Here is a 22,228-nt window from a genome sequence, read left to right on the forward strand (position 1 = left end):
CATGATGCGAGATCGACAAACGCCACTGGCGCAGTGCGGCTGACCCTTTGGCATGACAATATGGAGACGCGCGAATGGCGGCTGACCTTAACCCAATTGATAAAGCAAAATATGTGGCGGCAAAGCGCGCTGTTGATTTTGTTGAAGATGGGATGCGCCTTGGGCTTGGGACGGGATCAACGGCAGCATGGATGGTACGCTGTCTGGGCGAGATGGTGCGCGAAGACGGATTGCAGGTCACAGGTGTTGCCACATCAACCCGCACAGCAGAGCTTGCCCGTGAAGTTGGCATCACAGTCAAAACCTTGGACGAGGTGAAATGGCTGGATCTCACGATTGACGGCGCGGATGAGTTTGACCCAAACCTGAACCTCATCAAAGGTGGTGGTGGTGCTTTGTTGCAAGAAAAAATCGTAGCAACCGCTTCGGATCAGATGATCGTGATTGCCGACCCTGCAAAAGAGGTAACGGGTCTTGGGGCCTTCCCCTTGCCCGTCGAGGTTATTCCGTTTGGATGGCAAACCACCAAAGCCCTGATTGAGGAAGTTTTGGTTAATCTCGATGTTCTGGGTCGCAGCACATCTTTGCGCCTTTCGGGGGAAGAGCCCTATCGCACAGATGAAGGGAATTTCATCATCGACTTGCATCTCAAGCGCATTGCCAACCCGCAACAAGCCTCGCTTGTTCTGAACCAGATCCCAGGTGTGGTGGAGAATGGTTTGTTCCTCGATATTTGCGACATTATCGTGATCGGCAATGGTGATGGCACCGTTGAGGTGCGCAATATCAACGATGGCACGGTCGAGCGAGAAAAGATCGAAATTCTTGAGGGTGATAACCTCTTTAACCTCTCCTAATCCCTCAACTCAGGCTGATTTATGACATTTGACTATGATCTTTTCGTAATTGGTGGCGGCTCTGGCGGGGTGCGCGCCGCACGCGTTGCAGCAGGTTTGGGGATCAAGGTGGCCTTGGCTGAGGATAGCCGCATGGGGGGCACCTGTGTGATCCGCGGATGCGTGCCCAAAAAACTGATGGTCTTTGCCTCGGAATATGCGCCGATGGCAGAAGATGCAGCGGCCTATGGGTGGGACATTTCACTGGGGGCATTTCATTGGCCGAATTTCCAGCGCAAATTATCCGCTGAGTTAGATCGCTTGGAAGGTGTTTATAACGGCCTGTTGGACAAATCAGGTGTCACTGTTTTTGCGCAGCGGGCCACCCTGTCGGATCCGCATTCCGTGCGCCTTGCCGATGGCACAATCAAATCCGCGAAACATATCTTGATCGCTACGGGCGGTCGGCCCGTCCGCCCCGATGTCAAGGGCGCGGAATATGGCATCGTATCGGATGATATTTTCAACCTGCCGCAACTGCCGAAATCAATATTGATTATGGGCGGTGGCTATATCGCGTGCGAGTTCGCCTGTATTCTCAATGGCCTTGGGGTTGAGGTCACGCAATATTATCGCGGCGCACAAATTCTGCGTGGCTTTGATGATGAGGCGCGTGGGCTGATTTGCGACCAGATGCGGGCCAATGGGGTTTCTATCCATATGGGCACTGATGTGATTGGGATTGAGAAAAATGACACGGGCTTGCGTGTTGAGGCGACAAATGGCGAGACGCAAAGTTTCGATCAGGTTTTTTTTGCCACAGGTCGCCGCCCCAACGCCGATGGGTTGGGGTTAGACGCCCTTAGCGTGGAATTGGGCCGTGGTGGTGAGATTGTGGTGGATCAATTCAGCCAAACCGCCGTGCCTTCGATTTATGCAATTGGGGATGTGACCAATCGTGTGAACCTGACCCCCGTTGCCATTCGCGAAGCGATGGCCTTTGTTGCGACAGTCTTCGAAGGCAAGAAGACGCCCGTGGATCATGACTTAATCCCCTCGGCGGTGTTCACACAGCCCGAATTTGGCACTGTGGGCCTGTCTGAGGAAGAGGCCCGCGCAGCAGGCCCAATTGAGGTCTACGCGACCTCTTTCAAACCGATGCAATCCAGTTTTGCGGGGCGGTCTGATCGGGTGATGATGAAATTGGTGGTTTGCGCTGAAACGCGCCGCGTTTTGGGCTGTCACATTGTCGCCCCGCAGGCGGGTGAGATGATCCAATTGGCGGGTATTGCTGTGAAAATGGGCGCAACCAAGGAAGATTTTGACCGCGTCTGCGCCGTGCATCCCACCATGTCGGAGGAATTGGTGACACTGAAAACACCCGTCCGCGTGGCTTGAAAATCAGGCGCAAAGGCACATCTGTGACAAGACGGTGATGGCCCATGTGGTGCAGCGTGGCGCGGCAGGGCACAGATTTGACTGAATATGTAAGACGAGAGATCACAAGAGGATATAGCGCAGCATGGCTGGAAATAACGGCGGCCCTTGGGGCTCTGGTGGAAATCGAGGTGGCGACGATGATGGTCGCAATGGCGGCCCGCGCCGCCCTGAACAGGGAGGTGGGCAACAGATCCCCGAATTGGATGATTTGGTTCGCAAGGGCCAAGAGCAACTCCGCGTTTTGATGGGGGGGCGCGGTGGCGGCAATGGCGGCTTTGGCGGCGGCGCAGGCGGCGGTGGTTTTAAACCGACACGCAGCATGTTCCTGCTTGGCGCGGGCGCAGGCATCGTTGCTTGGTTCTTGGCGTCCTTTTACACGGTTCAGCCGTCTCAGCAAGGCGTTGAAACATTCTTTGGCAGTTTCTATCGCACCACGGGCGATGGCCCGCATTTGGCGCCTTGGCCCTTTGTGCGCGCCCAAGTGATCGAAGTCACCACGCAGCGCACCGAGGCGATTGGGTCTTCCCGCGCGGGCGAAGGCCTCATGCTGACCACGGATGAAAACATCGTCGATATTGATTTCCAAGTTGTTTGGAACATCAAAGACCCCGCAGAGTTCCTCTTTAACCTTCGAGATCCAGAGGCAACTGTACGCTCTGTATCAGAGGCCGCGATGCGTGAAGTCATCGCGCAGTCCGAGCTGTCTCCAATTTTAAACCGGGATCGCGGCCTAGTTGCAGATCAGGTGCGGGATTTGATCCAAGCCACGATGGATGGATATGATTCAGGCATTAATATTGTGCGCCTTAACCTTGACCGCGCTGACCCGCCCGCCGAGGTGATTGACGCCTTCCGTGACGTGCAAGCCGCAGAACAGGAGCGCGACCGACTAGAGCGTCAGGCGGATGCCTATGCCAACCAAGCCCTCGCGGGCGCGCGCGGTGAAGCGGCGCAGCTGCTGGAAGAGGCCGAAGGGTATCGCGCCCAAGTGGTCAATGAGGCCGAGGGTCAAGCAAGCCGTTTCTTGGCGGTTCTTCAAGAATATCGCGGGGCGCCCGAAGTGACACGCCGCCGTATCTATCTTGAAACCATGGAGCAGGTTTTGGGTGATGTGAACCTGATCGTCATGGATGAGAATAGCGGAGGGAATGGCGTTGTGCCGTATTTGCCACTCAATGAATTGCGCAGAACTGACCCTGCAGCAGGGGGGAATAACTGATGTCTCGTATTGCTTTCCTAATCCCCGTTGTCGTTCTCGCTGTTGCCGTGGCGTTCAGCTCACTGTTCATCGTGGATGAGCGTCAAAAGGCGCTAGTTCTGCAGTTTGGTCAAATCCGCCAGGTCATCGAGGAGCCAGGGTTGAACGTCAAAGTGCCGTTCATCCAAGAGGTGGTTTATTATGACGACCGGATCCTTTCGCTTGACACCCAACCGATTGAGGTGACCCCGTCTGATGATCGCCGCTTGGTGGTTGATGCATTTGCGCGCTATCGGATTTCGGATGTTGTTGCCTTCCGTCAGGCGATTGGCGCGGGCGGTCTGCGCGCGGCTGAGGCGCAGCTACAAGATATTCTCAACCCACAGATCCGTGCCGTGTTGGGTGCTGACGGTGTGACGTCAAACACGATTTTGTCCAGTGAGCGCGCCTCACTTATGGCACGCATCACGGAACAGGCACGCAACCTGGCCGATCGGGTTGGTCTTGAAGTTCTAGATGTGCGCCTCAAGCGCACGGAATTGCCACAGCAAAACCTTGAAGCCACCTTTGCCCGCATGGAGGCAGAGCGGCAGCGCGAAGCCACAGATGAACGCGCACGTGGTGCCGAGGCTGCACAGCGTGTCCGCGCCCAAGCCGACCGCACCGTGGTTGAGACCGTGTCAGCGGCAACCCGCGAAGCCGAAATCATCCGCGGTGAGGCAGATGGCGAACGGAACCGCATCTTTGCCGAGGCGTTTTCGCAGGACACAGAATTCTTTGAATTCTATCGTTCGATGAATGCCTATAGCCAAGCCCTGCGCACGGGGAATTCCACCTTCCTCTTGGCCCCTGATAGCGAATTCTTTGATTACTTGGGGTCTTCGCAGAGCCCGCGCTGATGCTGGGATTGTCGTGGGACATTATAATTGCAGGGCTTGGTATGGCCCTGCTGATCGAGGGGCTGGTCTTTGTGCTGGCCCCTTCGCGTTTGGAGAATCTGATTGTTTTTCTCGCGGCGATCCCCGTGGAAACACGCCGCCTCATCGGCTTTGGCGCGGTGTGTTTTGGGGTCATCATTCTGGCCTTTACGGGAAGTTTGTAATTTACTTTCACGGCCTTGTGACGGGGGTGTGAGATAGGGTGATAGGGACGGTTCTTGAATAACCTTGTGGGCGGCCAAATATTCATCTGACCCTATTGGTTATGACGGAACCTAACCACAGCTCGTCCGGGCGTGGTTTGGGAGATAAAAAGGAGTGTGCAGGTGAGACGCGATTATCAAACCACGGAATGGATGCGGCCAAGAGCTGTGGCGCGAGTGAAGGCAATTGCCATTGCGCCACCGCCGGTCTCGCGTCTGCGCCAAGCGGCGCTATTACTGGCTGCCGCACTTGTGGCGCTGGGGCTAATCACCCTGCAAAGCCCCGCGCAGGCGCAATCGGCGCGGCCTGACACATTTGCAGATTTGGTGGATCAAGTGGGCGATGCGGTCGTGAATATCACCACAACCTCAATCGTTGCCGCCCGCCAACAAGGGCCGCAGGGCATCCAACCCATGTTGCCACCTGGATCGCCATTTGAAGATTTCTTTAACGATTTTATGAACCGCAATGGTCAAGGGGGCCAAGCCCCCCGCCGCTCTCAGGCGCTGGGATCGGGGTTTGTGATCTCTGACGATGGGTTTATCGTCACCAATAATCACGTGATCGAGGGAGCCGATGAGATTTCGGTCGAATTCCGCACGGGCGAGGTGTTGCAGGCTGAATTAATCGGCACAGATCCCAACACCGATATCGCGCTTTTGAAGGTCGACCCTGAAAGCCCGCTCACCTCAGTCTCCTTTGGGGATAGTGACGCGCTGCGCGTGGGGGATTGGGTTATGGCCATGGGAAACCCGCTCGGGCAGGGGTTCTCTGTCTCGGTCGGTGTCGTATCGGCACGCGGGCGGGAATTGTCGGGGGCCTATGATGATTTCATCCAGACAGACGCTGCAATCAATCGCGGTAACTCGGGCGGGCCATTGTTCAACCTCGAGGGCGATGTCATCGGCGTGAACACTGCGATCCTGTCACCCAACGGTGGCTCGATTGGTATCGGGTTTTCTATGGCCTCGGCCGTGGTCAGCGATGTGGTTGATCAATTGCAGCAATTCGGCGAAACGCGCCGTGGATGGTTGGGCGTGCGCATTCAGGACGTGACCCAAGATATCGCCGATGGCCTGTCCTTGGAGGAGGCACGCGGTGCATTGGTCACAGATGTGCCAGAAGGCCCCGCCCGTGATGCGGGTGTCGAGGTGGGGGACGTGATCCTCAGCTTTGATGGGCAGGATATTCAGGATACCCGCGAATTGGTGCGTGTTGTGGCCGCGGCCCCTGCTGGGGAAACGGTGGATATGGACGTTCTGCGCAGTGGTGACGTTGAAACCCTCTCTGTTACCTTGGGGCGCCGCGAGACCGCGGATGCAGGCGGCGCGGGGCAGCCCGAACCGATTAAACCCGCATCCGTGGATGTGCTTGGCCTGCGCCTTGGCCCTATCACCGAAGAGGATCGTGTAGATCTCGCGGCACGGGGCCTGAGCGGTGTGGTGATTGAGGCGGTCGATCCAAGCTCGGACGCGGCGGCAAAGGGACTACAGGCGGGCGACATTGTGACCGAAGTTGCGCAAATGCCGATTTCCACTCCGCAGGAATTTGACCAAATTGTTGGAGAGGCGCGTGATGCGGGGCAAAAATCTATTCTCTTGCTGATCCGCCGCGCGGGGGATCCACGCTTTGTGGCCCTAACCCTAACTGATTAAGGCATCCTGCCAAGTAGACACAGGCGCGGGCTGAATTTATCTTCGGCCCGCGCTATTTCTTTGCCCCAAGTGCAAGGGTTTGCTAGGGGAGGCGTGACCAGAATTTCGACTGCCCCAAGGAGGGCCAAACCCATGCGCCACTTGCCCGTTGCTTTGATCTTGACCGCCACCCTCCTTGCCGGGTGTCAACCGATGAGCATGCCCCCTGTGGAAGAGTTGAGCCCCCCTCAACAGGCTTTGGCGCAGGTGATCCCGCCCCGTGGTGGGGTGGTTATGGCCGCTTTCACAGATCCCGAACTGCAGCCGCAATATCTCACCGATGATTTGGTGCAGGCCTCGGCCCGTGCCGCTGCCTGCCATCAAGAAGCTTATGGGGGGCCACTAGAGATGGGCGACGTCTTGCCAGTCCTCGCGGAACTCCCTGAAACCTTGGTCTATGAGAGCCAGATAGAGACCTTGCAAGCAGCACAGGTATCCGTATTGACCGGTCGCACTCCAGGCTCGCAGCGCGTGGACGTGACGTTATTGCGCGACGGGTATCGTTGGAAAATTGCTGACCTTTCGCATGACGGTAAATTACTGTCGGCTCAATTGGGTGCTCACTGTGACTTTATAGCCCGGCAGGCAGCTGCACTCGAGCGTGCGGCCGCCCAGTCGGAAGCTGAAGCAGACGCGTCAACTCAAGAGGCGTCGCCAGCGAGCTGATGGCCTATATGGTCATGGATATCTTGGGGCCGCTCGTCTCACGATGAATTTTTATCATTTCTGGCGATTGCTAATGTAATGGTAGCTTGACTAAATGGCTGCCATTGCATGAATAATATTACCCTCGATTACTGGCCCAATTGATTGATTTGACCTGCTGAGATACGTTGTCCGCATGGAATAAATTCTTTGGAGTGCTTCTAATGGGGCGGCATGCAAGTTTAGCTCGTATCTGTGCACTGGCATCGCGTCTGGAGCGCATAGAGCAGGCTGCTGGGATTGGCAGCCTGTCTCATCTTGAGAGGAAGGTGTTGAGGGCAGCCTTTGCGGCATCCAATTCGGAAAATATATTTTCTCCGGTTGAGGTTCTTGAAATGTTGAGGGGAGAGGACGGTGTGTCTCGGAGTTCTTTTTTCGTTCACTCAAAGCTTTGTGTGTAGTTGGCTACGTAACTAGGCTCGGAACTGACAAGAGAGCTGGATACGAAATTTCGTTGCCAGATTAGTATTATTATATTTTTGGTATTAAATCTATTTTTTCATTCTGAGATTTTTGCGTTACTTACCTAGTTTTTCTTAATTAAATTATTATCGACGAAAAATTTAAATTAAAATTTATTGGCGACTCTGCTTAAAGAGCGTCTTGATTTTTTTATAAAATTATTTAAGTAGTTTTAGGTAATTTATTTGGAGCGTCAATATGAATATAGATCTTGACAATCTTTCCTTAGCTGAACTCCGTGATTTGAATAAGCGCGTCAGTAAGGCTATCGATGGCTACGAAGACCGAATGAAGAGGGAGGCGCTAGCCAAACTTGAGAAGCAGGCTGCTGAGATGGGCTTTTCGCTTTCGGACTTATTGGGCGGGAAGCCAAGGAAGTCAGCATCCAAGGTGGCGCCAAAATACGTGAACCCGGACAATTCAGAGCAGACTTGGACTGGGCGTGGGCGCCAGCCAAAGTGGGTCGAGGCAAACCTTGCCTCTGGCAAATCACTTGACGCTTTGCTCATAAAGTAACCGAAGCGTTATGTGGCCGGGTCGTGCTTGGCCACATGAGCGGCTATCCAGAAAGTGTTTCGCGGGTTATAATTTAACCCAGCGAGGCAAACTTTTGTAAGGTGGAGGCACTTGGCTATGAATTTTGACATCCTCACCAATGTCGCGCGGTTGCGCTATACGTTGGAAAAAATGGAGGCGTCAGTGGGCATTCACCAACTCACTGAGGCTGAGAAATATGTGCTCAGTGCCGCGGCATTGGCTGCAAAAGCAGACGGCTCATTTTCGCTGCATGATTTAGAGGCGCAGGATTTGATTGCTGACATGCCCGTGAGCACAAAGTTTCGCACCCTGCGCTGCCTGATCGATAAGGGCAAGCTGAAGCGCGCAGGCGCAGGTCGCAAGTCCGATTATATTATCGTGGCTTGATCTTTTAATTTCCCGAGTAAGGCTGTGCGTATGCGGCATGCACTTATGACCGATCTTGTGGCCTTGGTCATGTGTTCGATCTTTTACGCGATGGCCTTTGAGGCTGTATTCGTTGTGTCGGATAAATTGCAGCAGTCCGTGGTGCCGGGCATTATTTATGGCAGTGTGCTGTTCTTCCCGCATGGTGTTCGGGTGCTAGCGGCCTATTTATTTGGGTGGCGAAGCATCCTCTACCTCCTGCCTATCAGCGCGGTCTATGCGGGGCTTGGGGGTGATGCGGCCACGATCCTCGAAGGGCTTGTTCTGGCGTTGGGGAGTCTCGTGGCCTGCGTTCTGGCCTTTGAGGTATTGAGCCGCTTTGACTTTATCGAGCGTAATTATCTCGCGGTTTCAATCGATTGGAAAAGTCTGGTTCTCGCAGGTGCGTTTGGTGCAATGATGAATGCAGCCCTGCACTACACTTTGGATGTAACAGACGTGCGGGCTTCGGGTGCGATATTTGTCGGAGATGTGTTAGGTTTTGCAGCAGTGCTCGTAGTTTCGATGCTTTTCTTCAGATTGCTCCGCGAAGTCTCCTGAGCCCATCTGCAAATGCGCTGATTGGCAAGCAGACTGCCCGTGTAAGTAAATTTTTGCACACCCAAACATAACTTATCCCCACTAGCAGTATAGCTCAGTCGCCACTACTACTCGGCGGCAAAGTTTTTACTTTGTTTGTGTGGTGCTAGGTGCTCTAACTTTTCTGATAGTGCTTTATGAAGCCGCGGGTGTACAAAATCAGGTTCCAAGTTCGCCATCATACACACTTCTCGAAAGTCCCTCGATGGGTATTCCCCAATCCAGCGCCTGACGTCTTGAAACTCTCGACCTCTGCTGCTTTCGCTTGTTTGTAAATCCTGAGTGGCCCTCCACAGGACGGCTTGCCACAGTCTCAACTCTGGAATCGGATCGCTCATTAAGTGAGGCTACCATGCGTGTTTTTTCTATCAAGATGAAAGATAACTGCACGTCGATATAATTTGCAGACTTAGCCCCGCAGACTAAGCCACCGTCTTGATCCAGTTAATAAACGAGCGGGTATTTTGTGTCGGTGTTTTCGAGCTTGAGATGTAATATGCCGTGCCAAAATTATGGGCTAGATCTGCGAGTGGTCGAAGTGTTCCGTCATTAATTGCGCCAGCAGTAATTGAGCGCCACCCCAGCATGAGGCCTCGACCATCCAGAGCTGCCTGCATGGCTTGGACATAGTTATTGAATGAGTGCCCTGCCTGCTTGGGCGCTGGCATGCCCTTGGCTGAGAGATAGGCCTCCCACCCGGCCCAGTGTTGTGTGTGCGGGTTTCGCACATGTATCAAGGGGGCGCTCCATATTGGAGTGCCACTTGCTCGCAGTGTGTCGATGAACTTAGGGGCTCCCACGGGACAGACCACTTCATCAAACAGCTTTTCGTTGTGCCCGTCGCGCCAATTCTGAGCCCCATAACGCAGGGCCAGATCGATATCCGGCGACAGTACCGGTAAGTCTGTGGGTGGCGCCTGGACATTCACCGTTATTTCTGGGTGCAGCGCGTAAAACTGCGGGAGGCGGGGCATCAGCCAATAGGTTGCAACCCCCAGAGTGCAAGCGACTGTGATTTGCAGCTCATGTCCCGCTTGCGCTGCCTGAATGTCGCTGATGGTAGCGCGAATTTGGCTCAATCCCTCCCGCACAGAGCGTGCCAGCATCTCACCTTCTTCCGTCAAGCTTGCTGGTTTGCGGCGCCGATCCAATAGTGTGGTGCCAATATATTCCTCGAGCGTCTTAATCGCCTGGCTGATCGCTGGCTGGCTCACGTTCATTTGTGCGGCAGTCTCGCGCATGGATCCGTGCCGGGCGAATGCCTCAAAGCAGACTAACAAGCGAAGTGGGGGGAAGTGGTCCATAATATGATTATAACTCATGACTTATTTTATATTCATATAAATCCATCTATATTTAAAAAATCAATGTGCAATTGTAATTATTTATTATTGCAATCATCTGGACTAAAGTAATGCTTGACGGAAAATCCTCAGTCGTGACGGCAGTAGAGTTGGGGGATAGGGGCCTGTTCGTGACCCTGCCCAAGCAGGGCCGTCGCTACCTAAATTATTATTGGCTGCGCGACAATTGCCCTAGTTCCTTCAGCCCAATCACGCGTGAACGCAGTTTTGACATTTTTCATTTAGAGCAAGCGCCACGAGCGAAAGCAGCCCGGATTGTTGATGGCATCCTGCACGTTGAGTGGGCAGACGAGGATCACGTGACGCGCATGCCGCTGCACTGGATTGAAACTTATGCAATTGGCAAGCCCCGCCCAGATCCAGCTGACCTCAAGCGTGAGGCTTGGTACAGCGATCACTACCCCAACGTTCCGCGTTTTGCGCAAGCGGATCTCCTTGCAGACACTGGACAGCGCTCAGCGTGGATTGAGGCCATGATCGTCCATGGCTTTACGATAGTCACGGACATGCCCGACAGTGACGAGGGATTGACCCAGACTGCTGAGTTGATGGGGTATGTTCGCCCGACATTCTTCGGCACGTATTTTGATGTGCGCACTCACATCAATCCAACCAACACCGCCTACACCTCGGCTGCGCTGGAGTTACACACAGACACACCCGCCGAGGAGTTTGCGCCGGGCATTCAGTTCCTTCACTGTCGTGTCAACACAGTTGAGGGAGGGCAGAGCCTTTACTCTGATGGCGTTGCAGTGGCTAATGACTTCCGGCTGCGAGACCCACGGGGGTTTGAGCTCCTCTCAACGATCTCAATTCCGTTCTTCTGTGAACACGACCACTACGATGCACGCTCACGCCAGACTGTGATTGAACTAGACAATCATGGCGAGGTGTCGGGTCTCACAATTAGCCAGCACATGGCAGATATTTTTGACCTCGATCAGACGCTGTTGGACGAGTATTACCCCGCCTTCTGCCGGTTTGGCCGTATGCTCCAAGAGGACAAGTATATGATCCGCTTCATGATGAAAGGCGGCGAGTGCATGGTGTTTGATAATCACCGAATTGTTCACGGGCGCGCGGCCTATTCAGCAACGAGTGGAGATCGCTATCTGCGCGGTTGCTACGTTGATCGCGGCGAGATGCGCTCGACATATCGCGCATTGGTCAGTGAGGGGCGGTTCAAGTCATGATGGACGAACATGAAATTACCCTGCGCGCAGAATTAGCCGATGCGTTTCGAATTTGTCACGCTCTCGGCTGGAGCGAAAGTGTCGGTAACCACTTCAGCGCGGCGCTAGACCCGGATGGCAAAGTCTTTCTTCTAAATCCCCGGTGGCAGCACTTTGCGACTATCAGTCCCGGGGATCTCTTGGCCTTAAACTCAGGTGACCCATCCGTCATGACGCGGGATAATGCGCCCGATGCATCTGCTTGGTGTATTCATGGGACAATCCACCGGCGACTGCCGAGCGCGCGTGTGGTGTTGCACGTGCACTCGCCCTATGCGACTGCCTTAGCCTGCCTTGAAGACCCCACACTCTGGCCGATTGACAATAACACTGCACGCTTCTTCGGCCGGGTCGCGTACGACCTGCACTTTGGTGGCATTGCGGACGCGCTAGAGGAAGGCGAAAGGATTGCAGAGGCACTGTCTGATAAATCAGTGCTCGTGATGGGCAACCACGGCGTCACTGTCGTGGGACCTACCGTTGCCGATGCGTTTGAGGACCTTTATTTTTTCGAGCGTGCGGCCCAGACCCTCATGCTGGCCTATGCAACTGGACGCCCCCTGGCGGTGCTAGAGGATAAAGTGGCGAGGGATACCGCAGAGGGTTGGGTGGCCTATCGTGGTATGGCGGCACGCCACTTTAACCACCTGAGGACTGCCTATGGGCTAGCAAATAACGCTGGCTAGACAATAGTCGTCTCAGAGGTTTGAAAATACCAAGTAAATTGCTGCTGAAATTAAGGCCGCAGATGGGACTGTTATCACCCATGCGGCGATAATCGTCATGAAGTGTGACCGGCGTACCAGCTTGCGGCGCTTCTTCTCCTCGCGCCCCGGTAGGTCAGATTTCGAAAGGCCAATCTGTAGTCTCTGTCGCCGACGATCTGCATCCCACTCTCGGAAGAAGCCCACTCCGAAGACACCACCAACCGCTATGTGAGTTGAGCTTACTGGTAGCCCGAGCCAGCTGGCCACAATAACCGTAATAGCCGCTGAGAGGGCCACGCAGTAGGCCCGCATTGGGTTAAGTTTCGTGATTTGATTGCCAACCATGTGGATCAGCTTAGGGCCAAATAGGAATAAGCCAAATGAGATCCCGAGCGCCCCAATAATCATGACCCAAAGGGGAATGGCTGCGGTACTTTCCACCATACCTGATTGCGAGGCCTGCACAATGGCAGCAAGCGGACCCACGGCATTGGCCACGTCGTTTGCGCCATGTGCGAAACTCAACAATGCCGCGGAGACGAGTAGCGGTATGCGGAACAATACCTTGAGCGACTTATTTCTATTTTCCAGTCCCTCGGATTGTTTCTTGATCACTGGAAACATTAGGATTGTGACTAAGATGCCCGCTGCCACTCCGATACCGAGCGCTGTGGTGAGATCAATCTTCACTAACTTCTTGATGCCCTTGAGCGCCAAGTAAGTTGCAAATGCACCGGCCATAATTCCAAGTAAAATCGGCACCCACTTTCGAGCCGCCTGAATTTTATCTTCCTGATAGATGATCCGAGACTTGATCAGCGCCAAAAAGCCCGCCGCGATGACGCCACCCAACACGGGTGAGATGACCCAACTCGCCGCAATCGCACTCATGGTGGGCCAATTAACGCTGGCCAACCCCGCGGCGGCGATGCCCGCGCCCATGACCCCGCCCACAACTGAGTGAGTGGTGGAAACTGGCGCGCCAATCCAAGTCGCTAAGTTAACCCACAGGGCAGAGGCCAATAGGGCGGCGAGCATAGCCCAGATGAAACTCTGGGTGTTAGATAGTGCGGATTGGTCAATAATGCCCTTCGCAATGGTCGAGACCACATCTCCGCCCGCTATCAACGCGCCCGCGCTCTCGAATACAACGGCAATCGCGATTGCGCCGGCCATTGTAATTGCCTTTGCGCCTACGGCTGGCCCCATGTTATTTGCGACGTCGTTGGCTCCAATGTTGAGTGCCATGTAGGCACCAAAAATTGCTGCCAACACAATTAGGAAGCCACCATCGGAGAAGCCGAACATTGTGGCACTGGCTAAACCGGCTATCGCAATGAAAACAAACGCAAGGCTGGGGCCAACAATTGGGCGCGAAACATAATTAGACGCAACTTCAATTGCAGAAAGACGATCGAGGTCACGGTCGAGGGTCTCCAAGTGCCGTGGATCAAACTGATTTTGTGCCATATCTCTCTCCAAGGCCGTGAAGTTCGTCAGCGCCCCACGGGTGTATCTTGTCCTGCTATCGCTGTCGAGAAATCTAAGATCATCTTTTTTAATTCGGGTTCCGAAACTTTTTTGGCTGCCTTCTTCGGGGTGAACCACTTACGCTTACGCTGGCTTTTCTCGGGGTAGTTTTTTGTGACCTTCGATACCTCGCAGGGATACACAAAAGTCGTGACGGGCAGGGCCAGGCCACTCGCCATTTTCTTGCGATAGCGATATTGTCCGAGCGGTTCACTTTCAATCTGAGCAACAGCTACGCCGGCCTCCTCCCAAGCTTCCTGCTTTGCGGCGGGGGACCCGTGCTTGCCCGGCATTGGCCAGCCCTTCGGAATAATCCAGCGCTTTGTGCCGCGGCTCGTAACCAGAAGGATCTGTAATTTCCCTTTTTTGTGGCGATAGCACAGTGCGCCGACTTGAACCCACTCGGGGCGCTGCACCAACAGCTTAAGGCTCTCTTCAACGATTTTTGGAATAAACTTTTTCATGCGGTGCGGATGCCGCCTCTCTGCCGAAGGTGCTTTTGAGCCTCAATGATATTTTGTAGTGTGGATTAGATCCAATAGCCAGCTCAGGGCCCAATATTGTCTTGATGACTAGATCGGCCCTCTAGTTGTAAATGAGCTGGTGTGTTTTGTGCGCGGCAATAAACTCCCAGTCGTAAGCCACGCCAAGCCCCACGCCATCAGGCAATTGGACCATGCCGTTTTCGTCAATGCAGTCGAGTTGGTCAGTGTAGCCGCATTCATACACTGGCGGAACTGCATTTGGGCAGTCAGGCCCCACCAGGGCCACCTCGTAGAAATTTGAGTTGCGGCTGCGGGCGATCATATGGCGATGCGCGGGCCCACAGGCATGCACTTCGACATCCACGCCAAAACTTTCGGCCATATTATGAATTTTAAGGCAGCCCGTGATCCCCATGTCATATTCGGGATCAGAGCGCAGGAAGTCAGTGCCGCCGGCAATTAAGAAGTCAGCTTTGGGTTCAACGCCACGCACGTGTTCAGTTTGTAGCAACGGAGTGCGCAACATTTCGCGTAATTTCTTGTGGGCAAAGGCTGAGACGCCGCTGTCGCGGTAGGGATCTTCAAGCCAAAAGTAATTAGCCTCGTCGCAGGCCTTCCCGACGTAGAGCGTGTCCGCGAAATTGCGCAACTGACAGGCTGGGTCGAGCATCAGCGTCATCTCATCTCCCACAACCTTACGCACGTGAAGCACTAACTCTGCCTCCTCTCGGGCATTGCCATCATGCCAGCCGTGGATTTTAAAGGCGCGATATCCCATTTCCTTGCAGGCCAAGGCGAAGTCACCGTAGGCCTCCTTGCAGTCTAGCCCACCACTGCGGTCGCCGTGGTAGGTGCTCGCATAGGCGGGGAATTCCCGCCGGTGGCTACCGAGTAGTGTTGCTATTGAGCACCCAAGCGCTCTCCCCTGCCAATCCCACAGGGCGATATCAAGCGGCCCATGCCCCATATGATCAAACTGGCGGGCCTCACGCTTGAGGTCGTCGTAGATCCCCTCACGCTCCTCCGCCTCGCGGCCAATTAGCATTGGCGCCAGCATCTGCATTTGCCCAAATACCGAGAGTGATGCTCCCCAGTTCACGATGTAACTTCCAATGCAGCCGTCTCCTGTCTCTATTTCGACGGCGTATTTTTTGATTGGAGTGGATGCGCCCTTTCTGTAATAGAGCCCGCCGATTGAACTGCCCCCGGCGGATGGCGCCAGATTTGCGGCTTCAAATTCGAATTCAGTGAGGGTGACGCGCGTAATCTTGGTCATTGGAGAGTTTCCTAATTTAACTGATTTATGAGTGGGCGGCCCTCAGCGAGGCGCGTGATGTTGTCCGCGATTGTTGCCTGCCGCCGCGCTACAGTGCCGTCCGTCCAGCCGGACATGTGCGGCGTCATAACTATGTTTGACAACTCCTCGAAGCGGCGTGTCGCGGGGCGGTGCGGTGTGGCGGCGTCGGTCGGATAGCTGTACCACGTGTCTATGATTGCGCCGGCAATTTTCTCGTCCGCGAGGGCCTCGTATAGTGCGTCTTCATCTACCACGCCGCCACGGCCCACGTTCAGTAAAACGCAATGGCGCCTCATGGCGGCGAAGGCTGAGTGGTCAATCAATGAGACTGTAGAGGGCGTGAGCGGGAGTGTGTTGACCACTATGTCAACCGCGCCCAGCATATTGTTTAGTTTGTCGAGACCGTAAACGGCGGTATAGCGTCTGTCGGTGACGGGGCTTCGATTGGCAACGTGCACCGCCATGCCAAAGGCTACCGCCCGATCCGCGACTGCCTGCCCGATGTGGCCATGCCCAATGATCCCAATGCCCTGCGCACCCAGTTCGGTTCGCAGCGCCTTGGGGCCGGCACCAGCCCAAAAATTCCAAGCCCCCGCTCTCAATTGAGCGTCTGCCGTCGCCAGGGGTACGTGACGGGTTAGGAGGGCAGACATCACATATTCGGCAATCGCATTCTCGTGGCCGAAGGCGTTACACACTTTGCAGGTGGAGGGCAGGGCATCAAACGTTACCTGGTCGTAGCCTGCCGCGGGTAGCTGGAACAGCTGCGCATTTCGAGCTGTGACGGGTGACTTGAAATGGACACCCACTACAACGTCCGCCGCGTTCAGTTCATCCTGCGCAATTTGATCAACGGCGTCGGGTACGCTGGTGATCTCATGGGGGATTGTTAACAGGTCTGACACTCCCGGTAGAAAACTGACTGCATTCGCTCCGTAGAAGACAATTTTCATTCTGATCACCTTTAGAGAACTGAAATCATGCCACCATCGGCATAGATAATTTGTCCTGACACGTAGTTAGAAGCGTCCGAAGCAAGATATATGCACGTGCCGGCTAATTCCTCAGGCCGCCCCCATCGCCGCATTGGTGTGCGTGACTTGACCCACTCATCAAACTTTGGGTTGTTAATAAGCGCCTCGTTCATGTCTGTGATCATGTAACCGGGTCCAATAGCATTGGCCTGAATGCCTAATTCTCCCCACTCTGCTGCCATGGCTTTAGTAAGCATTTTGATGCCGCCCTTGGCTACAGTGTAGGGAGCCACCGTCGCACGCGCGAGCTCTGAGGTGAGCGAGCCGATATTGATAATCTTGCCGTGTCCGCGTTCGGCCATCCGCTTAGCTGCCTCGCGACCAACAATGAAGGCGGCAGTCAAATTTGTGTCTAGTACGCGATGCCAGTCCTTAGTCTCCAGTTCAAGCATTGGTTTGCGAAACTGGATCCCCGCATTGTTGACCAAAACGTCAACTTTAATTCCGTTTGCATCAAGTTCTTGGAACGCACAGATAACGGATTGCTCATTGGTGACATCAAAAGCGGAAACTCTAGTGCTCAATCCCAGTCCCTGTAGCTGAGCACGGGCAACCTCGAGGTTCTCGTCGTTAGTACCATTTAGGATTACACTTGCTCCGGCCTGTGCCAGACCCTTGGCAAAAGCAAGTCCCAGCCCGCGTGAAGACCCTGTAACCAGTGCGGTCTTTCCTGTCAGATCGAAGAGCGTAACGCTCATATTAACCCTCCTAATAATGCCTTTTGGAGAGCTTGGCTTTTAAGGCGTCAGGAAGCAAGGCCATCGCAATCTTAGTCAAATTTTGGTCAGGATGAAAATAGACCAATGAAAAACAATCTTTAAAACCAGGATTGTTGCCTCGGATGCTCTAGCACGCTTCTGTTTACAATGTATTGAGGTGTTCTCCGGTCAGCGTATGACAGAACGCTCCCGATCGCATCTCGTGCGATGTTATCGAAGCATTCATCTGTCCAGCATAATGAGTGAGATGTAGTGATCACATTGTCCATTTTGAGAAGTGGGTTCGCCATGTCTACAGGCTCTTGTTCAAAAACATCTAACCCTGCGCACGATAGATAATTTTTTTGAAGCGCCTCGATCAGATCAACTTCCTTAATCACTGGACCACGTGCCACGTTTATTAGAGCTGCAGTTCGCTTCATTCTGGACAGCTTACTCATGTCTACCAGGTGATAAGTATCCTGGTTGAGTGATGTCGCTATAATTAGGACATCACTTTTTTCAAAAAGCTCTTCAGTACTTAACTTTTCCGCGCCCAACGCACTTAGTTCTGCTACGGAGCAATTTGGGTCAGCAGCTGCTAATTTCATTTCAAAAGGTTGCGCAAGGCGAAGTATTTCTTTGCCGATGCTGCCCGCCCCGAGGACACCTAACACCTTACCAGTCAGCCCCGTGCCCATGTAATCGGCATTGTGGGACCACCCGCCGGCACGCGTCAAATTATGCTTCTCAATAATGCGATGGGTCACAGCCAACATCATAGTCATGGCCATCGTGGCAACCGGGCGGCGCACCGCATCAGGAGTATTGGTGACCATAATTCCTAAGTTGTTCATGCCATCAATATCAACTGAGTCAAAGCCCACTCCGTGGCGCGCCAGCAGGCGTAACCGACCAGTGAAGGGGCCAGTGCGTGGCGCTATTTGTGAGAATGAAACTTTCTCCAGCATTAAGTAGATTGCATTGAAATTCTCGGCATCATGCGCGTCAATTTCGGTCTTTTCTACCGGTAGGATCGTGGCATCAACGTCCGGGCGATCCATGAGTTTTTGCAAGATCTGTGGGTCGAAGCACGGTGCACCGTCACTTCCAAAAATTGAACCCGATATTCCTACCCTGAACTTTTGCACATCAATTCTCTACGGTTTTGTTACTGAGAGAATTGATGAAATTAATTCCGCTGTTTAGCTCCGCCTTGAGCAAAATGTGATCTATGCCATAGGCAATCATACGAAATCCATGCCCCCAATACTCCTCAGCGACCGCTTTGTTGACGGCCATGAAGCCTGCAAGTTTCCCATTTTTGTTGGCTGCAGATACAATCCGCGACACAGCGGCAAGATAGTCGGGGTGATCTAGTTGCCCGGGTATACCCATAGAGCTGGTTAGGTCGAAATGTCCTAGCCATAGCACGTCAATACCCTCGACGGCAGCAATTTCGTCTACGTTTTTAAGCCCTTCAGCTGTTTCGATCATGGCGATTAAAATGGTTTTTTCATTGGCGTCTGCCATGATTGCCGCCGGGGCCCTGTCTGAATAGTCGTCGTGTGCCACACCAAATGCAGTGCCTCGCTTGCCAATCGGTGGGTAGTAGGCCCGCTTTACAAGGTCTCTTGCCTGGTCAGCAGTTTCTATCATGGGTATCATCACACCATGGGCGCCTATATCTAGTGCCTGGCAGATTGTGTTCCCTTCTACCGTAGGTACCCTAACAAACGGCGCTATATCGAGCCCTCTACATGCCGCCATTTGATTTTTTAATGTCTCAAATCCAATGCCGGTGTGCTCCATGTCGTACATCAGAAAATCAGCACCCGCGGATGCGGCTATCATGGGCATTCCAGTCGAGAAAAATTCGAAGACTAACATCCCAGAAAGGTGGCCTTTAGCTACTTTATTCTTTGTTACGCTTTTTTTGTTTTCTAGAACCATTGTCTCGACACCTTGTGACTAAACTAACTGTGTCTAGTGGATCACTTTAAAAGCAAGAAAATTTTAACCGCGCACCGATCCATTTTTTCGGTCAACTTCGCCAACACGCTCCTGAAACTGGCCTAAATTGAGGGCTATCGACGTAATCTCCATCTAACGAAAATTGATAGCCAGTGCGCTGTAAATTTGTCATTCTTTGATTTTTACAAGTTAAAGAAAAGGTGCATCATGATTGAAAATCCGCCTAGGTTAATCATCAAGAAGAATATTAGCCGTCCTACCAAAGCTCAGGTTGCGGCTTTTCAAAATGTACCGACCAGCTTTGTTGCAGATGCGCTAGATGGAAAAGGCGCTCTGAGTGAGAACATACAACCTCTGGGTGCAGGCCGAGACATCAAGTGTGTCGCGGCAGGACCAGCAATAACGGCTTATTCTGGTCCTGCTGACGTTTTAGCAAGCTTTGCTGTCCTGGATTTAATCGAAGGCGGCGAGATGGTGGTTGTGTCTTCTGACGCCCATCAGGGTTGCGCTGCGGCTGGCGATCGATTGATAGGAATGTACAAAAACTCTGGCTCTGCTGGATTTATAACCGATGGCCCCGTCCGCGATTATTCAGGCATCGTCGAAGTAGGTCTGCCGGTTTGGTGTACAGGCCTCACACCTGCATCTCCCTACATGTCGGGGCCCGGAACAGTTGGCTTTCCAATTCAAATTGGTGGCCAACAGGTTGAGACCGGTGACATGATTGTTGCTGACCTTGACGGAGTAGTTGTAGTTCCCTTTGCCAAGATCGATGATGTTATTCAAAAGCTGGAACGCATCAAATCCCTCGAAGCCGAGTTGGACGCACAGGTCGCACAAGGCCTCAAAATGCCGAAGTGGTTGCCAGATTTAATGAAAGGCAGTGATGTCAGATACGAAGATTAGAAGTTCCTAAGACTTAACGCGCTGCTATTCACTAAATGGTAGAAAACCAACTAATTTCAGTCGCGCCTCCTGCGCACCTGGAGGTTTGGTTGTACGCGGTCACCGTGAAGCCCACCATGTCATACAGAAAATAGGAGTTAAGCACAAAATGGCGCGTCGCTGGCCCAGCGGTGGATCGGTATATGGCTCTGCATCGAGAGTTTTTTCCGTGCTTCTTCCCATGATTTTTTCCAAGCTTTCCAGTCTGTCAGCACCTGGCTGGGATCTGCTTTGCTACGCGCAATAAATTCTGGGAAGTGTGATCTACCTGTAGGCTGCCCAGTTTTGTTGAAGCGTATATCGAAAGACCATCTGAATTTATCCGTCATGTTGTCTAGTGAGGCGTGGGGCGTCAACGGATGTAGGATCAAAATACCACCCGACTTAACGGGCAAAGGTATTGCACTACTTTTTTCTATAAAGCCGTCCGCTATCGCGGTCTGCCGCTGCGGGCAATGAGGCAATAGGCTCTGGTCAGTTTTCTTTGGAATAACTTGCAGGCAGCCGTTACTGACAGTTGCGTCGTTCACAGCACACCAAACAGTAACCATGTCGGTGGTGTCGGCTTCGTCGTGGGCAACGCCGCGGTCTTGATGCCACGCCGTGTTGCCAATGTGAGCACGCACTTCGTCCTGGTGCAGTCTTTTCGCAGGAGGTTTCAATCGGACATGTTGGATTGGGTTAGAAGTAATTTCAGGACCAATGAGATGTTCCACGATATCAAGAAGTCGGTCAGCGGTGAGGAGTTTGAAGACGGCGGGACCAAAGTGCATGGGCGTGTTTTCAGTGATCTCATCTCCTGGCAGGGAAATATCCATTGGCTGGAACCAGTCGCACCCTGCTTCATAGCAGTGCATGAGCTTGGTGTAGAAGTCTTCTTTTTTTATGCTAGCTGCTATTTTCCCTTCAGAAATCCAGCCGTCAACGAGCTCATCGAGTAGGTTTTCGTATTCTTTGCGTACGGGTTCCAAGATAGTTTCTTGATCGAACACATCCTCGACCACGAGGTAGCCATTGGCGTGAAAAGATTCTTTTTGTTTATCTGTCAGCATATCAATGCCCTCCCAAGCTCAATTCACCACGCATCTGAGAATTACAGTCGCGCTCTAAGCTAATCAGCAGATAAAAATTTGGTCAAGTTTTTAGCGTATTAGGCCGGTCTCTCAAAAATTGTAGCAATCTACAGGAGGACTTCGAAGGTTCTGCCTAGCTGCTTGGCATGCGTTTTATTTGATAAAAAACTTAAAAATCTTTCCATTAGTGTGAATTTTTTTTGCCAAATAAGGAAATTAAAATAGCCATGCTGAGTGCAATCGACGGGCCAATCCCGAATGCGAATAAAAGAGTTCCGATTCCCACAATTCCACCGAGCAGCCACCCTACGGTCACCACCAAAATTTCAATAGCGCTGCGAACCCATACAATCGGTAATCCCGTAATCCTCTGAGCTCCTGTCATCAGGCCATCACGCGGCCCCGGGCCAAGATTGGCAATCAAATAAATTGCTCCACCAAATCCAGTCGTGAATACACCCAATGCGCCTTCAGCTATTTTGAAGATTGGTTCTTCAAAAACTGGGATATGTGGCAGCGCCAAATCCATCACTGAGGCTACGATGATAATGTTTAGAATGGTCCCGATGCCTGGCATTTGTCTTAGCGGGATCCACAGAAGAAGCACTGCACAGCTGACCACGAAAGTCGTCAACCCTATGCTCCAGCCGGTAAGGCGTGAAATCCCTTGAGCAAAAACCGTCCATGGGCTCACCCCTGATCCTGATGCTATGAGGAGTGTCTCCCCAAACCCAAAAATTATTAGCCCAAATATGAGCATGGCGCACGACGTAAAAGGGGGGCGCATACTAAGTGGGACCGGCGCACTCCAAAAGAGCTGTGGTATGGTTTTAATTTTGAGAAAGCTCAAGAATACTCCGAAGTCATATC

At 53.0% G+C, this 22,228-nt stretch carries 23 protein-coding genes; 13 read left to right on the top strand and 10 right to left on the bottom strand.

Features of this window, described 5'->3' with window-relative positions; genetic code table 11:
- Positions 1 to 74 precede the first annotated feature (74 nt).
- From rpiA to AAC622_RS01355, 10 genes are all read left to right on the top strand, one after another.
- The gene (gene rpiA / locus AAC622_RS01310) at positions 75 to 857 is read left to right on the top strand and encodes a ribose-5-phosphate isomerase RpiA (protein ID WP_317655508.1); all 783 of its coding nucleotides are present in this window, start codon (positions 75 to 77) and stop codon (positions 855 to 857) included.
- A 21-nt stretch (positions 858 to 878) separates the two neighbouring features.
- Entirely contained in the window at positions 879 to 2,234 is a 1,356-nt protein-coding gene (gorA, locus tag AAC622_RS01315) for a glutathione-disulfide reductase (protein WP_340259944.1), read from the top strand.
- 124 nt (positions 2,235 to 2,358) lie between these two features.
- Positions 2,359 to 3,495 (top strand): FtsH protease activity modulator HflK, encoded by a 1,137-nt coding sequence (gene hflK, locus AAC622_RS01320; protein ID WP_340259945.1) that lies wholly within the window; start codon positions 2,359 to 2,361, stop codon positions 3,493 to 3,495.
- Positions 3,495 to 4,373, top strand: coding sequence for a protease modulator HflC (gene hflC, locus AAC622_RS01325; protein ID WP_340254580.1), 879 nt, complete (start codon positions 3,495 to 3,497; stop codon positions 4,371 to 4,373). The genes hflK and hflC overlap by 1 nt, the downstream gene beginning before the upstream one ends.
- The gene (locus tag AAC622_RS01330) at positions 4,373 to 4,576 is read left to right on the top strand and encodes a DUF2065 domain-containing protein (RefSeq protein WP_340259946.1); all 204 of its coding nucleotides are present in this window, start codon (positions 4,373 to 4,375) and stop codon (positions 4,574 to 4,576) included. The genes hflC and AAC622_RS01330 overlap by 1 nt, the downstream gene beginning before the upstream one ends.
- Positions 4,577 to 4,768: 192 nt before the next feature.
- Positions 4,769 to 6,271 carry a Do family serine endopeptidase gene (locus AAC622_RS01335; RefSeq protein WP_340261375.1) on the top strand — a complete coding sequence of 501 codons (1,503 nt, stop codon included), beginning with the start codon at positions 4,769 to 4,771 and terminating at the stop codon, positions 6,269 to 6,271.
- Positions 6,272 to 6,544: 273 nt separating this feature from the next.
- Positions 6,545 to 6,976 (top strand): hypothetical protein, encoded by a 432-nt coding sequence (locus AAC622_RS01340; protein WP_340259947.1) that lies wholly within the window; start codon positions 6,545 to 6,547, stop codon positions 6,974 to 6,976.
- A gap of 699 nt (positions 6,977 to 7,675) precedes the next feature.
- Complete coding sequence (locus AAC622_RS01345; RefSeq protein WP_340259948.1) at positions 7,676 to 7,993, top strand: H-NS histone family protein; 318 nt, start codon at positions 7,676 to 7,678, stop codon at positions 7,991 to 7,993.
- 117 nt (positions 7,994 to 8,110) lie between these two features.
- Complete coding sequence (locus AAC622_RS01350) at positions 8,111 to 8,401, top strand: hypothetical protein (RefSeq protein ID WP_317655500.1); 291 nt, start codon at positions 8,111 to 8,113, stop codon at positions 8,399 to 8,401.
- Between the two features lie 30 nt (positions 8,402 to 8,431).
- Positions 8,432 to 8,980, top strand: a complete 549-nt coding sequence (locus AAC622_RS01355; RefSeq protein WP_340259949.1) for a hypothetical protein — start codon at positions 8,432 to 8,434, stop codon at positions 8,978 to 8,980.
- Positions 8,981 to 9,441: 461 nt separating this feature from the next.
- Here AAC622_RS01355 and AAC622_RS01360 read toward each other — a convergent pair whose 3' ends face one another.
- The gene (locus AAC622_RS01360) at positions 9,442 to 10,341 is read right to left on the bottom strand and encodes a LysR substrate-binding domain-containing protein (RefSeq protein WP_340259950.1); all 900 of its coding nucleotides are present in this window, start codon (positions 10,339 to 10,341) and stop codon (positions 9,442 to 9,444) included.
- A gap of 92 nt (positions 10,342 to 10,433) precedes the next feature.
- On the opposite strand from AAC622_RS01360, the gene AAC622_RS01365 reads away from it, so the two are divergent.
- Together AAC622_RS01365 and AAC622_RS01370 are read left to right on the top strand one after the other, a co-directional pair.
- Complete coding sequence (locus tag AAC622_RS01365) at positions 10,434 to 11,576, top strand: TauD/TfdA family dioxygenase (protein ID WP_340259951.1); 1,143 nt, start codon at positions 10,434 to 10,436, stop codon at positions 11,574 to 11,576.
- Positions 11,573 to 12,301, top strand: coding sequence for a class II aldolase/adducin family protein (locus AAC622_RS01370; protein WP_340259952.1), 729 nt, complete (start codon positions 11,573 to 11,575; stop codon positions 12,299 to 12,301). The genes AAC622_RS01365 and AAC622_RS01370 overlap by 4 nt, the downstream gene beginning before the upstream one ends.
- Before the next feature lie 12 nt (positions 12,302 to 12,313).
- On the opposite strand, the gene AAC622_RS01375 is transcribed toward AAC622_RS01370, so the two are convergent.
- The 7 genes from AAC622_RS01375 to AAC622_RS01405 form a co-directional block, all read right to left on the bottom strand.
- Positions 12,314 to 13,792, bottom strand: a complete 1,479-nt coding sequence (locus AAC622_RS01375) for an inorganic phosphate transporter (protein WP_340259953.1) — start codon at positions 13,790 to 13,792, stop codon at positions 12,314 to 12,316.
- Positions 13,793 to 13,818: 26 nt separating this feature from the next.
- The gene (locus AAC622_RS01380) at positions 13,819 to 14,316 is read right to left on the bottom strand and encodes an NUDIX hydrolase (RefSeq protein WP_340259954.1); all 498 of its coding nucleotides are present in this window, start codon (positions 14,314 to 14,316) and stop codon (positions 13,819 to 13,821) included.
- A 121-nt stretch (positions 14,317 to 14,437) separates the two neighbouring features.
- On the bottom strand, positions 14,438 to 15,613 hold the full coding sequence (locus AAC622_RS01385; RefSeq protein ID WP_340259955.1) for an enolase C-terminal domain-like protein: 1,176 nt from the start codon (positions 15,611 to 15,613) through the stop codon (positions 14,438 to 14,440).
- Positions 15,614 to 15,624: 11 nt separating this feature from the next.
- Positions 15,625 to 16,587 (bottom strand): 2-hydroxyacid dehydrogenase, encoded by a 963-nt coding sequence (locus AAC622_RS01390; RefSeq protein ID WP_340259956.1) that lies wholly within the window; start codon positions 16,585 to 16,587, stop codon positions 15,625 to 15,627.
- Positions 16,588 to 16,598: 11 nt separating this feature from the next.
- Complete coding sequence (locus AAC622_RS01395) at positions 16,599 to 17,366, bottom strand: SDR family oxidoreductase (RefSeq protein ID WP_340254619.1); 768 nt, start codon at positions 17,364 to 17,366, stop codon at positions 16,599 to 16,601.
- A 119-nt stretch (positions 17,367 to 17,485) separates the two neighbouring features.
- Positions 17,486 to 18,430: a 2-hydroxyacid dehydrogenase gene (locus AAC622_RS01400; RefSeq protein WP_340259957.1), complete on the bottom strand. Its 945-nt coding sequence runs from the start codon at positions 18,428 to 18,430 to the stop codon at positions 17,486 to 17,488.
- A gap of 88 nt (positions 18,431 to 18,518) precedes the next feature.
- A complete protein-coding gene (locus AAC622_RS01405; RefSeq protein ID WP_340259958.1) occupies positions 18,519 to 19,319 on the bottom strand; it encodes an HpcH/HpaI aldolase family protein in 801 nt (266 codons plus the stop codon).
- 228 nt (positions 19,320 to 19,547) lie between these two features.
- On the opposite strand from AAC622_RS01405, the gene AAC622_RS01410 reads away from it, so the two are divergent.
- Entirely contained in the window at positions 19,548 to 20,246 is a 699-nt protein-coding gene (locus tag AAC622_RS01410; RefSeq protein ID WP_340259959.1) for an RraA family protein, read from the top strand.
- 137 nt (positions 20,247 to 20,383) lie between these two features.
- Here the strand turns inward: AAC622_RS01410 and AAC622_RS01415 are convergent, their stop codons facing one another.
- Both AAC622_RS01415 and yczE read right to left on the bottom strand, forming a co-directional pair.
- Positions 20,384 to 21,337, bottom strand: coding sequence for a phytanoyl-CoA dioxygenase family protein (locus tag AAC622_RS01415; RefSeq protein ID WP_340259960.1), 954 nt, complete (start codon positions 21,335 to 21,337; stop codon positions 20,384 to 20,386).
- 205 nt (positions 21,338 to 21,542) lie between these two features.
- On the bottom strand, positions 21,543 to 22,145 hold the full coding sequence (yczE, locus tag AAC622_RS01420) for a membrane protein YczE (RefSeq protein WP_445322519.1): 603 nt from the start codon (positions 22,143 to 22,145) through the stop codon (positions 21,543 to 21,545).
- Positions 22,146 to 22,228: the final 83 nt, after the last annotated feature.

Source organism: Roseobacter sp. HKCCA0882 (genome assembly GCF_037805225.1).
Taxonomy (GTDB): Bacteria; Pseudomonadota; Alphaproteobacteria; order Rhodobacterales; family Rhodobacteraceae; genus M30B80.

Bases quoted from the DNA above. Each gene is read 5' to 3' on its own strand.
- rpiA (WP_317655508.1), top strand. From the start codon at position 75: ATGGCGGCTGACCTTAACCCAATTGATAAAGCAAAATATGTGGCGGCA.
- gorA (WP_340259944.1), top strand. From the start codon at position 879: ATGACATTTGACTATGATCTTTTCGTAATTGGTGGCGGCTCTGGCGGG.
- hflK (WP_340259945.1), top strand. From the start codon at position 2,359: ATGGCTGGAAATAACGGCGGCCCTTGGGGCTCTGGTGGAAATCGAGGT.
- hflC (WP_340254580.1), top strand. From the start codon at position 3,495: ATGTCTCGTATTGCTTTCCTAATCCCCGTTGTCGTTCTCGCTGTTGCC.
- AAC622_RS01330 (WP_340259946.1), top strand. From the start codon at position 4,373: ATGCTGGGATTGTCGTGGGACATTATAATTGCAGGGCTTGGTATGGCC.
- AAC622_RS01335 (WP_340261375.1), top strand. From the start codon at position 4,769: ATGCGGCCAAGAGCTGTGGCGCGAGTGAAGGCAATTGCCATTGCGCCA.
- AAC622_RS01340 (WP_340259947.1), top strand. From the start codon at position 6,545: ATGGCCGCTTTCACAGATCCCGAACTGCAGCCGCAATATCTCACCGAT.
- AAC622_RS01345 (WP_340259948.1), top strand. From the start codon at position 7,676: ATGAATATAGATCTTGACAATCTTTCCTTAGCTGAACTCCGTGATTTG.
- AAC622_RS01350 (WP_317655500.1), top strand. From the start codon at position 8,111: ATGAATTTTGACATCCTCACCAATGTCGCGCGGTTGCGCTATACGTTG.
- AAC622_RS01355 (WP_340259949.1), top strand. From the start codon at position 8,432: ATGCGGCATGCACTTATGACCGATCTTGTGGCCTTGGTCATGTGTTCG.
- AAC622_RS01360 (WP_340259950.1), bottom strand. From the start codon at position 10,341: ATGAGTTATAATCATATTATGGACCACTTCCCCCCACTTCGCTTGTTA.
- AAC622_RS01365 (WP_340259951.1), top strand. From the start codon at position 10,434: ATGCTTGACGGAAAATCCTCAGTCGTGACGGCAGTAGAGTTGGGGGAT.
- AAC622_RS01370 (WP_340259952.1), top strand. From the start codon at position 11,573: ATGATGGACGAACATGAAATTACCCTGCGCGCAGAATTAGCCGATGCG.
- AAC622_RS01375 (WP_340259953.1), bottom strand. From the start codon at position 13,792: ATGGCACAAAATCAGTTTGATCCACGGCACTTGGAGACCCTCGACCGT.
- AAC622_RS01380 (WP_340259954.1), bottom strand. From the start codon at position 14,316: ATGAAAAAGTTTATTCCAAAAATCGTTGAAGAGAGCCTTAAGCTGTTG.
- AAC622_RS01385 (WP_340259955.1), bottom strand. From the start codon at position 15,613: ATGACCAAGATTACGCGCGTCACCCTCACTGAATTCGAATTTGAAGCC.
- AAC622_RS01390 (WP_340259956.1), bottom strand. From the start codon at position 16,587: ATGAAAATTGTCTTCTACGGAGCGAATGCAGTCAGTTTTCTACCGGGA.
- AAC622_RS01395 (WP_340254619.1), bottom strand. From the start codon at position 17,366: ATGAGCGTTACGCTCTTCGATCTGACAGGAAAGACCGCACTGGTTACA.
- AAC622_RS01400 (WP_340259957.1), bottom strand. From the start codon at position 18,430: ATGGATCGCCCGGACGTTGATGCCACGATCCTACCGGTAGAAAAGACC.
- AAC622_RS01405 (WP_340259958.1), bottom strand. From the start codon at position 19,319: ATGGTTCTAGAAAACAAAAAAAGCGTAACAAAGAATAAAGTAGCTAAA.
- AAC622_RS01410 (WP_340259959.1), top strand. From the start codon at position 19,548: ATGATTGAAAATCCGCCTAGGTTAATCATCAAGAAGAATATTAGCCGT.
- AAC622_RS01415 (WP_340259960.1), bottom strand. From the start codon at position 21,337: ATGCTGACAGATAAACAAAAAGAATCTTTTCACGCCAATGGCTACCTC.
- yczE (WP_445322519.1), bottom strand. From the start codon at position 22,145: ATGCGCCCCCCTTTTACGTCGTGCGCCATGCTCATATTTGGGCTAATA.